The 12,872-nt window shown below is 29.6% G+C and carries 10 protein-coding genes; 5 read left to right on the top strand and 5 right to left on the bottom strand.

Translation table 11 applies throughout. From position 1 onward, the window contains the following. Positions 1-32 precede the first annotated feature (32 nt). On the top strand, positions 33-965 hold the full coding sequence (locus C7J89_RS02035; protein ID WP_103295377.1) for an alpha/beta hydrolase family protein: 933 nt from the start codon (positions 33-35) through the stop codon (positions 963-965). 89 nt (positions 966-1,054) lie between these two features. On the opposite strand, the gene C7J89_RS02030 is transcribed toward C7J89_RS02035, so the two are convergent. Then, positions 1,055-2,233, bottom strand: a complete 1,179-nt coding sequence (locus C7J89_RS02030) for an MFS transporter (RefSeq protein WP_103295376.1) — start codon at positions 2,231-2,233, stop codon at positions 1,055-1,057. Between the two features lie 241 nt (positions 2,234-2,474). Beyond that, a complete protein-coding gene (locus C7J89_RS02025; RefSeq protein WP_103295375.1) occupies positions 2,475-3,359 on the bottom strand; it encodes an AraC family transcriptional regulator in 885 nt (294 codons plus the stop codon). 104 nt (positions 3,360-3,463) lie between these two features. Here C7J89_RS02025 and C7J89_RS02020 point away from each other — a divergent pair, with 104 nt between their 5' ends. Further along, complete coding sequence (locus C7J89_RS02020) at positions 3,464-4,372, top strand: DMT family transporter (RefSeq protein ID WP_103295374.1); 909 nt, start codon at positions 3,464-3,466, stop codon at positions 4,370-4,372. Between the two features lie 101 nt (positions 4,373-4,473). After that, positions 4,474-5,664 carry a CynX/NimT family MFS transporter gene (locus tag C7J89_RS02015; RefSeq protein ID WP_103295373.1) on the top strand — a complete coding sequence of 397 codons (1,191 nt, stop codon included), beginning with the start codon at positions 4,474-4,476 and terminating at the stop codon, positions 5,662-5,664. A gap of 155 nt (positions 5,665-5,819) precedes the next feature. Here the strand turns inward: C7J89_RS02015 and C7J89_RS02010 are convergent, their stop codons facing one another. The 3 genes from C7J89_RS02010 to C7J89_RS02000 form a co-directional block, all read right to left on the bottom strand. Beyond that, positions 5,820-8,111 carry a bifunctional glycosyltransferase/CDP-glycerol:glycerophosphate glycerophosphotransferase gene (locus tag C7J89_RS02010; RefSeq protein ID WP_233432449.1) on the bottom strand — a complete coding sequence of 764 codons (2,292 nt, stop codon included), beginning with the start codon at positions 8,109-8,111 and terminating at the stop codon, positions 5,820-5,822. Between the two features lie 297 nt (positions 8,112-8,408). Continuing rightward, positions 8,409-10,073, bottom strand: a complete 1,665-nt coding sequence (locus tag C7J89_RS02005; RefSeq protein ID WP_159031764.1) for a glycosyltransferase family 2 protein — start codon at positions 10,071-10,073, stop codon at positions 8,409-8,411. 165 nt (positions 10,074-10,238) lie between these two features. After that, positions 10,239-10,934 (bottom strand): alpha/beta hydrolase, encoded by a 696-nt coding sequence (locus C7J89_RS02000; RefSeq protein WP_103294723.1) that lies wholly within the window; start codon positions 10,932-10,934, stop codon positions 10,239-10,241. A 126-nt stretch (positions 10,935-11,060) separates the two neighbouring features. On the opposite strand from C7J89_RS02000, the gene C7J89_RS01995 reads away from it, so the two are divergent. Together C7J89_RS01995 and isaB are read left to right on the top strand one after the other, a co-directional pair. Continuing rightward, the gene (locus tag C7J89_RS01995) at positions 11,061-11,984 is read left to right on the top strand and encodes an ABC transporter substrate-binding protein (protein WP_103294724.1); all 924 of its coding nucleotides are present in this window, start codon (positions 11,061-11,063) and stop codon (positions 11,982-11,984) included. A gap of 206 nt (positions 11,985-12,190) precedes the next feature. Further along, complete coding sequence (isaB, locus tag C7J89_RS01990; protein WP_103294725.1) at positions 12,191-12,775, top strand: immunodominant staphylococcal antigen IsaB family protein; 585 nt, start codon at positions 12,191-12,193, stop codon at positions 12,773-12,775. Positions 12,776-12,872 lie beyond the last annotated feature (97 nt).

Here is a 12,872-nt window from a genome sequence, read left to right as displayed (position 1 = left end):
ATTAAAAGATAGGAAAGGAAGTTTTGTTAATTATGTTAGACGTTAAGCTAAATGAAGCACAACCGATTATTTCAATGAAGTATATAATGTTATCTAGACCAGAGCGAGGACAAGATTTATCTATAAAAGTTTCTGCGCCATCAACTGGAGAGGATTTGCCTGTTATTCTTTTCGCACATGGCTTTGGTTCTTCTCAGGATGGTTATGAACCTTTAGCAGACTTTTGGGCAGCTCATGGTTTCTTCGTGATTCAACCTACTTTTCTAGATTCTAAGAGGATTCATCTAAGTGATGACGATCCAAGAATGCAATCTTTATGGCGTATTAGAGTAGATGACATGAAACATATACTCGATAATCTCGATTATATTGAATCTCTCGTTCCTGGATTGCAAGGGCGCATAGATTATCATCGCATTGTGACAGCAGGCCATTCATTCGGTGGACAAACTGCGGGAAATTTACTTGGCCTACAAGTAATGGATCCAGTGACCTATGCAAGTGAAGATTTATCAGATTCAAGAGTGCAAGGAGGCGTTCTTCTTGCTACGGCCGGTGAAGGTGGCGACAAGTTAACTCAATTTGCCGTCGATAATTTTTCTTTCTTAAATCCTAACTTCAAGTATATGAATAAGCCTACACTTATTATTGCAGGTGACGCAGACCATTCACCACTAACTGTTGAAGGACCTGAATGGATGACTGAGCCATATTATAAAAGCCCTGGAAGCAAAAGCTTGTTGAATTTATACGATGCAGAACATTCACTCGGAGGTATACCTGGTTATGATGTGAAAGAAACAACAGATGACAACCCTCAAAGAGTTGAATTAATTCAATATGCTACATGGGCTTACTTCCGCTACGTGCTTAATATAGAATCTGCAAGTTGGTTAGCACTTTGTGACCAATTTAATAATAGCAATAATGACTTAGGTGTTATTATTTCTAAAAACGATGACTAATAAAAGATTAAAAATAGCCTTTAAATGATTTCCAATTAGAATTCATTTAAAGGCTATAATTTTAATAATTGTGATCTATATTTACTTTTTTAATTGCTTTTTTGATGATCACTTGGCATAAATATCGAAATTATGACAGATACCATTCCTATAAGCGCTATAACTAGAAACTCTACGAAATAACTAGATAATCGAGCTACATAAATCATTAATATAGGAGCGATTGCAGTACCTAAAAATAGTATTACTGTATTAACAGATAGAAAAAAACCATGGTTAGTTTTAACAATTAGCCCTACTTTAGAAATAACAGTAGGAATTGAAAAGGCTATGCCTGCTACAAAAGTCACACTAAATATAGTAATCATAATCACATTGTGGAAAGTTCCCATTAAAACTAATGATACGACACACGTTAGAAGGGCTAATGTCAACGTACGTTTTAATCCTAAGCGTCCGCTTATGCGTCCTGCTAATAACGATAAGAACATTCCAATAACGCCAAATACTTTTATGAGTGAGGCAGTAGACATATTACCGCCAATTTGTTCGGAAGTAATATATGAATTCAAAATTGTATACATACTAATAAACATAATTAACAAAGTTAATGAAATAAATAGACAATATAACACGTTTAAATTATTACTAAAATCTTTAAAATTACTAAAGAATTTACTTAATTGTAACTGTGGATTTTGATAAGGACTTTCTGGCACAAATTTATATATAAGTATCACGAGAACTAGATATAACATTGTTAAAATAAAATACACCCAATGCCAATTGAGTTGGCTAACAATGATTTCACTTAAATTTTGCCCCAAGACACCCGAAAGCATAAAACTCGTACTAATAAAACTTATAGCAGTAATACGTTTTACAGGTGGATAGGTTTCAGTCGTATATGTTATAGCAACTGGAGAAAATGCTGCGGCAAAAACACCTTGTATAGCTCTCATAATAATGAGTAAAGTAAATGAGTGAACAAAGCCAATTATTAAACAAATAATCACTAGGCCACTAATACCTACCAATATAGTTTTAATACGGCCAAATTTTTCAGAAATTGTGCCGTAAAATAAACAGCTTAATGAATAAGTTATTGAAAAAACAACACCATTCAATGTCGCAACCTCTTTAGGAACATGAAAGTCATTGGCAAAAGCGGCTGTTAGCGGTAAAGCGGTGTATAAGCTACCCATCACTATGATGCCTGAAATAAACATAATTGTAGTGATAAGATTGTAGTTTTTGCTATTTTCCATACTTATTCATACTCCCTTCAACTTTTAGTCAACGTTTCTATTATGCCAGTTAACTCAAAAAGTCTAAAGGGTATTTCACAATTAAATTTAAAATAAGTTGAATTCTTAATTTTCTAATTTTTCCAACATATATATTGCACTTTGATATATATTTTTAACAGCATAAAATATTGGTGCGACTAGTGTCTTTAAACGGCAAACATTGAAGCCATATTATAACTAATAGCACTTACTACAATTTTTAATATTGTAAACCAACATTTTTTTGCATTTGTTTCGGCGTCATGCCGTATTTATTTTTAAATATTTGTATAAAATAACTTGTCGTTGAAAAACCGCAAGCCATTGCAATTTCAGTTACTGTATAAGTTTGTTGACCATATAACATATTAATGCTTCGCTCTAATCTAACATTAGTTAAATATTGAAATGGCGTCTGATTCACATGTTGCTTAAATAATTTAATCGTTTCTGACTTACTCATATGAATTAAATGACTTAGCGTTTTCAAAGTTATTTTAGTATGCGCATGATTATGAAGATATTCTATTAACAACTTTACACGCGTATCGAAATAATATTCGATATGATCATGGTTTTGTTGCAATGCACTCATTAACCATTTAAGTGTCTCATAATACCTAATCGTAATATCTAATTTATAATAAGTAGGTTGTCGCTCATAAATTTGGCCCGCTTCATTAATTATTTCTAGTAATTTCACCCCATCTTTGTCATCCGCAGATAAATAAATATAAGGTAACTTCGTCACAAAATTAGTAATAGACATCACGTAATCGAATTCCATATTATGACTTACTTCAGGTAATTCGATATTCCAACAATAAAACTCCGTATCTTCTATATGCTCTTTAATTTCATGCACCACGTTCGAATTAATAAAAATCCCGTCACCCTGCTTTATTCTTATTGATTTATCGGCAATAACTACATCTACGCCACCTTTGATAACGTACAAAAATTGCAGCGCATGATGCCAATGCAAAGGGATATAGCCGAAAAGCGTTTTATTGAGTACAGTATGTAAAATAAAATGTTTCCATTGTTTATCCGGATATTGTATAAGCTCTTCATTAGATTCTCCTAAAATCATTTCGTTATACAAAGCTGAACACCTCAATATTTTGATATTTTTAAACTATTTTTATATATTATAGCAGTTTTATGCACGCTATAATTACAATATATTAATATTTTTAAGGTGATAACATGACAAATAATTCAAATCAACGTTTACAGGGAATCTTCTTAGCTATTGTCGGGGCTTCTCTTTGGGGATTAGGCGGTACAGTATCAGATTTCTTATTTCAACAAAGAAATATCGACATAAATTGGTATGTTACGGCACGACTCATTATAAGTGGTCTCGCCCTTTTAGCTTTATTTAAAATAATGAATAGGCAAAAATCCATATTTGCTATTTTTACTAATGTCCATACAATTATTCAATTAGTTATTTTTTCAATATTCGGGATGTTGCTTGTGCAATATTCTTACATGGCTTCTATTAATTATGGTAATGCCGCTATAGCTACGTTATTGCAATACATAGCGCCAGTTTATATTATTTTATGGTATGTCATTCGACGCAAAGAAAAATTTAAACTATTTGATTTAGTTGCTATTGTTTTAACACTATCAGGTACATTTTTATTATTAACAAATGGCTCTTTCAATAAATTATTAGTGGCGCCGCCAAGTGTAATTTGGGGTATTATTTCCGGATTATCACTTACATTTTATACGATTTATGCCAATCAATTATTAGTAAGATTCCAATCCGTCTTAGTCGTTGGTTGGGCGATGCTAATTTCAGGTGTCGTGATGAACTTTAAGGCATCCATATGGCACTTTAATTTTGCATCATTAACTATATCCACTACCGCATATTTAATATTTGGTATTATTGGTGGCACGGCAATCGCATTCTTTTTCTTTATTAAAAGTTTAACTTATTTAACTGCCAAAGAAACTACTTTATACGGAACAATCGAGCCAGTGATGGCCATAGTAGCGAGTGCAGTTTGGTTGAAAGTTGAATTCTTACCACTGCAATTAGTAGGTATTATACTGATTATTATTTTAATTTTGGCCCTATCATTGAAAAAAGCTTCTTAAGCTTAGCTCTGTTGATGAAACTTTTTAAATTAGATGAATTTTGAGAACTTATAGGATACCAATTACTAAGATTAATAATTGGTCTAAAAGAGGTGTTGTGCGTGAATTTAGATACTAAAAAGACTTATTACTTATATGTGTTACTTATAGCTATATTATTAGTAGGAGCAACGTTACGCTCGCCGATAGCTTCTGTTGGACCATTAGTAGCTCACATTAAAAGTGATTTAGCCATGTCCAATACAGCAATAGGATTTATGAATACTTTACCATTGATTGCATTTGGGTTATTCTCACCACTTGTGCCTAAGATTGCAGCTAAATTAGGTATTGAAGTGACATTGTTAGTATCAATGTTCATCCTATCGTTTGGTGTGATTTTTAGGGTTTTTGGCGATAGTTCCGTTTTAATTCTAGGGACGTTAGTCGTTGGTATAGCGATTTCTGCAGGTAATGTATTAACGCCAAGTTTAATTAAATCCACTTTTACAAAAAATACCGGTTTTGTCGTCGGCCTTTACTCAATTACAATGAATTTAATTAGCGCACTGTCTTCCGGCCTAACTTCATCGGTAGCCAATTCCGGAACATTCGATTGGAAGTTTGCTATGCAACTTTGGGTTATATTTCCAGTGTTAGCAATAGTAGCGTTTTTCCTAAGGTTTCCCCAATTGAAAATTAAAGAAAACCTTACTTTGGGGAATGTTCATAATGATATCGAGACTACCGTCTGGAAATCTAAATTTGCTTGGGCTATTACGCTTTATATGGGGTTACAATCATTGATTCCATATAGCCTGTTTGCGTGGTTGCCACAGATTTTAGAAACTAAAGGCTTTAACGGCAATCAAGCAGGTTGGTACATGACTATTTTTCAGCTAGCCATGTTACCCATAAACTTTATCATTCCAATTATCACGAGTAAAATGCAGAAACAAAGCTTTTTAACATTAACTTCTGGATTATTTCTTGTCGTTGGCTTACTAGGGGTGTTATTCCTTAACAATCATTGGATTATTGTATTTCTAATCTTAATCGGACTTGGTACCGGCGCGACATATAGTTTAGCAATGATGTTCTTTGTGTTAAAAACAGCATCCGTTAAAAAGTCATCAGATTTATCAGGCATGGCTCAATCCATAGGTTATATTTTAGCCGCTTCAGGCCCATTATTATTAGGAATCATTTCCCAACAAACGGGCAATTGGAACTTCTCAATAATCTTGTTACTGTTAGTAGGCATACTTGTTTCCATATTCGGCTATATTTCTGGAAAAGATAAGAAGATATAGTGGTTATAAAATATTTCAACTTAATGATGATTAGTTTATTTAGTTAATTTATTTAGGCATTTAAAATATTAGCTTAAATATTAAAAGCACTATCAGCATCATTTTCTTCAATGATTTTGATAGTGCTTTTATATTTGGAATGGAATTAAAAAAATTTATTTCAAAACTTTTTCAACGACTCTTTGAGAAGCCTTCCCATCCTCTAAATAACAATATTTACTATGAAACTCTTCATACTTCTCTTTATATTCTTTGTTCACTCTATCAATATTCTTAATTGAATCTAAAACTTCATCATTAGATAGCAATAAAGGTCCAGGTAAATCTTTATTAACATCTATATAAAAACCTCTTAGCATATTTTGATATTTTTCTAAATCATAAGTATAGAATAATATTGGTTTTCTAAGTATTGAATAATCAAAGAAAACAGAAGAGTAATCTGTAATTAATAAATCACTAACTATATATAAGTCATTAATATCATTATACTTAGAAAAGTCGTAAGCAAATCCTTTATAATCAGTTAAATCAATGTTATCTGAAATAAAGTAATGCATTCTTAAAGCAATAACATATTCATTCCCAAGTTCTTCTTTTAAGCGATCCAAATCAAGCTGTAGTTTAAATTTATACTTACCTACAGAATGGAATTCATCATCTCTCCATGTAGGAGCATAAAGAATAACTTTTTTAGACTGAGGTAACTCCAATTTTTCTTTGATTTGTTTCTTATATAAACTAGAATGATTAGTTAAAATATCATTTCTGGGATAACCATAAGTTAAAATATTTTCTTTCGGATACATAAATGCACTTTCAAAAATTTTCTCACTATATTTATTAGCTGCTATTAAATAGTCCCAATTTCTAGATTGATAATAAAAGTCTTTTTTGTAGTGCTTATTGGCAGAAGTAACATTTTCCATATCAAAAACTAACTTTTTCAAAGGTGTTCCATGCCAAGTAGATAATATAACTTGTTCACTTTTTTTATATAACCATTTTGGTTGTCTCATATTCAAAATAAAATACTTTGAAACTGTTACATAATAAAAATATTGCCAACTAAATCTTTTTATTATTTTCACATTATTATTTTCAAACTCTTCTTCATCTTTAACAACATCTTTATTATTTAAAACCCAAACATGTTTCCATTTTTTTTCACTATTATCTAACAAATATTTAAAAATCGATTTGGGGCTATCTGAATAATTCTTACCTAAAAAACTTTCGTAAATTATTGTATCTTCTTTGATAGGTAATTTAGTGAAAATATTTTTTTGTACTTTCTTTTGTCTAAAACGCTTGTTTTTAGGTTTCATAAATTGATATGTTTTATAACCTAAAACTCTAGTTTTACTAAGGGCATATGCTTTCTTGAAATGACCTTTTTTAATTGCATTTATCTCATAACTATGTCTTTGATTCAAATTAATATTGACTGAAGGACTATTCAATATAGATTTTAGTTCAATATAAATTTTATGAGTTTGTGGATATGACTCAATAAATACGTTACTTTTAACTACTTTATATAAATAATAGTTGATAGCTGTTAATTTTAATTGCTTAGCTAATTTTTGATCTTCACAGATTTGAATTGCTTCGTTAATAGCAGATAATCTTTTAAATAGTCTGTCATTATGTTCCTCTTGAGTTAAGGATGGCATATTTATAGGATCATTATGAAGGTATTTATAATATAATTTAGTGGTTGTTTGATTAATATTTTCAGTTTTATTATAAAGCCTTATTAAAAAAGGTATATCAGTATATAAATTATTACTTGATTTGAAGTACAAATAATTATCTATTATAAAATCTCTTTTTATAATAAATCCATGTACCTTAAATTTATAATTTATAGCACTTAAAAATTTGTTGCGTTTAATTTTAGTATAACTATGGTTAATTATTTGATTTTTAAATAATCCATCAATAACATCTTTAACTTGTTCTTCATTCACTTTAATATTAGCGTCAGTTAGTACGGATTCAAGTTTAGCTTGCGCTTCATTTTCAAAAAAAGCTTTTTTTGATTTATTTAATGTAGATACTTTATCTAAATTTGTTTTTGCAATACCAAATTTAAAAACACTATCTTCAGGTCTATCTTTAATCATTTCACTTGCATAAGATAAAGCATTTGAATGAATATAATCATCTGCATCTAGGAAAATAACATATTCACCTTTAGCTCTTTCAATACCAGTATTTCTATAATCAGACAAGGTGTTTGTTTCATTCATTTTGAACTCATGTACGTTCAAATCAATATTTTTTATTAAACTAAGAAGTTTATTAGAATTATTATGTATGAATATAACTTCAAAGTTTTTATAGGTCTGTTGACATAAACTATCAATACAATTTTCTAAAAATTTTTCATTCCCTTTTTCTTTATAAGGTATAACAATTGAAAATTTCATAATATCTCCCACTTTCAAATTCTAGGCACCTGTTCCCTAATTAATTATAATTGCTCAATAATATTAATTTTAACTATTTTCCGATTTAAAAACAATAGTTTAATATGTAATTTTCAAATTACTTTAAAATTTTAATTTCAAAATTTTATTAACCTATTGCAATAACTAATTTTTGATTATATAAAATAAATTCATTTAATCAATATATCCCGTTATGAAATTAATAGTAATTAGAATTTTAGTTTATCCAATATTTCAGTTGAATAGATCTTATTAAAAACTTCATACTACATGCTTTTTCAATAGGATTTATTGCAGGACCAAATTATCAAAATCTAGAGATAAAACAATATCAAGATTAGCTGATATATAATAACCTTCTTTAGTTACCAATCGTGGGACGTTTTTTGTACTTTTATCAATTGAAACAATTTCAAAAACTCGCCCTTTATAAATCGGACTAATTTTTTCTTTGAATTCTAAATCCCTGTATATATTGGAGTCCTTTATCAGTACAACAAACTTTGGTACAACTTTTAAATACTTATTCGCTTTTTTCTTTTTATTTTTTTTGTTACTCTTTAATAATTCTAATTTATGATTCTGAGATTTTAATTTGTAGTTCTTACTACTATCAGGATAAATTGAATTTACTAAAGTAGTTTCATAATCATTGAACTGTATCAAAATATTAAAGTCATAATCTTCAAACTCAAAGTATCGCGCTTCTACATATATAAAATTATTATCTAATATGAAATCTAAGTTTTTACTATATCTTTCGTCTTCTTTTTTTACTAGCTTAACAAAATTTATTTTAACTTCAGGTTGTCTAAACACCTCAATAACTTTGTAGAATTTATTATTTATTAGTCTAGTACCGTTATATACTGCTGTACACTTAGATTTAATTTCATTTAAATTATTAAATTTTTTTGGATATTTAAAGTGAACAATGTGGTTATTAATATACTTTTGTTTATTAGCCCTATTTAATGCATGATCAACAAATTCAACAAAGTCTTCTTTATTATAATGATAAGCATAATATACGTTCTTATACCTAGCATTTTCAATAATCCTATTCATTTCAAAACCAAGATTTGTTACTATTGACTCTACTTCATCAAAAATATGATAAAAATATTCTTTATTATTTGAATTTAAAAAGGTTTTCGTAAGAAAAAACCTAGAGATAAAATCCATTTCTATAATTCTACATAAAATTTGCTGAGTAGCAATTTTAGGCAAACTCATTTTAACTATCTCTTTAAGAACTTCTAGATTATATTCTGCTTTTTCCATAACATTTGTTTTTTTTACCAAAGAAATATTATTTGTATATCTATTTACATGGTATACATTTTCCGATGTCATAGATGCACTCTTAGATTTACTTATAATTTCGCAATAAAAAAGCTTATCCTCAGCATATTTTAAGTTTTTAAATTTGATATTATGGTCAAAAACTGTTGATCGTTTGAAAATTTTAGCCCATGGTCCGATTGATCTAAAAATTTTATTTATCTCATATGGAACTAAACCGTTATCTTCTTTATATGAGGTAAAGTTAGCAACTTTCACTATTTCATTATTTCTATGTTTATAGCATTGTCCAAAACCTATATCAGAATCATTATCCCTCATTTGATATACTAACTTTGGGATTCCATCGGATTCTAACCAATCATCAGCATCCAATATAGTAAGATATTCACCATTTGCTTCTTGTATTCCAACATTCCGTGGCTCAGCAGGTCCTCCAGTATTTTCACTTAACTTTATACATCGAATAAAATCATATTCTTCTGCATACTCTTTGATAATTTTATATGAATTATCTGTGGAAACATCATCTACAAATATAGCTTCAATAATAGATTTATCTATTTTTAAATCTATTATTGATTGAATACACTTCTCCAAGAATTTCTCTTTATTATATACTGATACTATAATAGAAATTAACTTCACAAATAAGCCCCCTATAATATTAAATATTTTAATATTATTATACACTAATTTTTGACTATAAATTTTTTAAATTTCTACTTTATTTCCTCATAAATTACATTAAATTAAAAAAAGCATCTTAAAAGACTAAAATGATTTATCCTTTTGAGATGCATATAAAGTACATCAATAAATATATTTTAATGCTTTATTAAAGTATTTTTTGAAGTAGCGATGTCTATGAATGCCTCGTTTTGAGGTTTGGAATTTAAAACGTGTTCTGTCGTTTTTTAAATTACGATCTAAAATTTTCACGCCTTCTAGGCTATTTGGGACCATCTTTTTAATCCTTAATGTATGTTTGATACCTTCTTTTAACCCAACATACCAATAAACACTAACTTCTTTGTTTATACCGTTATGATTCTGCATAAACTCTAAAAATTGTGGATACCATAATGAAGGTGAAATTAAAATATAACTTCCAAATTTTTGTGGCATTGTATATAGTGCATATAATGAAACTAATCCTCCATATGATGCTCCGGCAATGCCAATGTCGTTATTATCATTCGACACTCTATATTTATCTCTTAATAAAGGAATTAATTTTTCGGTTAGCCATGTTAAATATTCTTCCGCACGACCACCATTTATTTCATTGCCTATCTGCGCTTGCCATGGGGTAAAATCATTGCTTCTATCTTTTGATTCAATACCTACAAAAATTACTTCTTTACTTCTCGATTTAAATAAATAATCACCGTCTTGCACACACAATAATGAGTAATATCGATTGTTACATTTAAAATAACTTTTGGGTAATTTTACCGTAATAGCATAATCGTTGACTTGAAACTTATCTATGTACTTATTCAACATCATTTCCCCTTTTATGAAGAAACCTTCAATATTTTATATTTTTAACTTAATAAAAACTTGTAAGCAACATCTATTATGCTATAATTGATAATGATAATCAATACCAATAAAGAGAGAGGTAATTAAATGAAAAAAATTTTAGTCTTATTATTAATTATGTTTGTCATTTTAGCTGCCTGTGGTAATAAAGATTCTAACGATAGTAAAACTTCAGATAAATCGTCGCATAACAAAGAAACTAAGACATTTACGCAAAATGATGGCAAGAAGGTTAAAATACCAAAAGATCCAAAGCGCATTGTTGTACTACACCCAACGTACATAGGTGCACTTGTTAAATTTGATCATAAACCTGTAGGCGTAATAGATTTCGTGAAGCAAAACAAAACTTTAGACCAAGCTACTAAAGGTGTTAAACGTGTAGGTCAAACGGATATTGAACAAATTGCACAAACGCAGCCAGATTTAATTATAACGAGTAAAGAAGATAAAAATATCAAAAAATTAAAGAAAATAGCGCCTACTGTTCAATTTGATTCCAAAAAATCTAACTATAAAGAAACGACAATACAATTGGGAGAAATTGTTAATGAGAAAAGTAAAGCTAAAAAATGGGTGAAACATTGGGATCAACAAATGGCGCAAGATAAAGAAAAACTGGGTAATAAAATTAAAGGTAAAACAATTACAGCAGTTCAATCCACGCCAAAAGGATTAGTAGCATTTGGTAAAAGTTTAGGTCGCGGTACTGAGATTGTCTATGATGGTTACGATATGAAGATGCCTAAAGCGCTAGAAGATAAGGTCCACAGTAGTTACAATGCGCAGATATCTCAAGAAGAGTTAGCTACTTATACTGGAGATTATATAATTTTAGCGACAAATGGGGATAAACCAGCTTTCACTAAAACTGACAATTGGCGCAATTTAAATGCTGTTAAAAAAGGACACGTTATTACTTTAGATGCATCAGATACGACTTATAACGACCCAATTTCTCTAGAAAAACAACGTAAAATTATTTTAAAACAACTGAATAACATGAAATAAAGTCATATTATAAACATTATAAGACAGCCCTCTTAGGGCTGTCTTTAATTTTGACTTTAGTCGTTATTTATAAATATTTTCTTCGCTTTTTATAAAATATTGATTAATTAGTAACGCATTCTTCTTTTCTTGCAATTATAAATAATGAGAGTATGATGAAAGTGAACAATTACACCGGTGTACAATTATATAAGGAGTGATTCATTATGCGTAAAGTAGGCAAGTTTTTCTCAGCAACTGTCGTTGTTTCTACGCTTGTATTAGGTTCTACAGCAGTATATGTTACGACTAGTAGTCCAGTCACTCACGCAGCAGAACAGGTTCAAAAATGGGGACATGGTGAAGGGGGCTCAAGTGGTGCAAACAGTGAAGGCACCACTAATTTCAAAGCCGAAACACCTTGGTATAACTATGAAGGATATACGACTTATGATGCTTCGTTTACGCAAGATTATAATTTTGTACGTGCTTTAAAATACGACAACGTTGCCATTGATGGTTATAAAGTTGATACTTCTGCCAAAAAAGAATTCGATCATTCTAAAAAAGTTTATGACACTTCAATTGAATACAACAGTGATAATAAAGTCGTTCAAATAACATTCTTTACTAAACCTGACAATGTCTCAAAAGACACGTTCACCAAAGCGCACACTTCAAATAAAATTGTTGAAGAAGGTAAATTAGGTAATGGCGATGGTACTTTTGTAAAATACGGTACAAATAATGGCTCATATACGGCATTCTTTGACCAAAATGATAATTTAATGGAAATTACTATTGGTCAATAGTGCTGAAATATGAGTCTCATCGTAATTTTACGAACAGGCATTAAAATTAGTTATATCATTCTACAACTACGAACTTTAGATTAAATAATAAGCACCC

The organism is Staphylococcus kloosii (assembly GCF_003019255.1).
GTDB classification, from domain to species: Bacteria; Bacillota; Bacilli; order Staphylococcales; family Staphylococcaceae; genus Staphylococcus; species Staphylococcus kloosii.
The sequence above is the reverse complement of the archived record's forward strand: the minus strand, read 5'-3'. Positions and strand labels throughout refer to the sequence as shown.

Coding starts and splice junctions, on each gene's coding strand:
- C7J89_RS02020 (WP_103295374.1), top strand. CDS start 3,464: ATGACAAATAATTCAAATCAACGTTTACAGGGAATCTTCTTAGCTATT.
- C7J89_RS02000 (WP_103294723.1), bottom strand. CDS start 10,934: ATGTTGAATAAGTACATAGATAAGTTTCAAGTCAACGATTATGCTATT.
- C7J89_RS02035 (WP_103295377.1), top strand. CDS start 33: ATGTTAGACGTTAAGCTAAATGAAGCACAACCGATTATTTCAATGAAG.
- C7J89_RS02030 (WP_103295376.1), bottom strand. CDS start 2,233: ATGGAAAATAGCAAAAACTACAATCTTATCACTACAATTATGTTTATT.
- isaB (WP_103294725.1), top strand. CDS start 12,191: ATGCGTAAAGTAGGCAAGTTTTTCTCAGCAACTGTCGTTGTTTCTACG.
- C7J89_RS01995 (WP_103294724.1), top strand. CDS start 11,061: ATGAAAAAAATTTTAGTCTTATTATTAATTATGTTTGTCATTTTAGCT.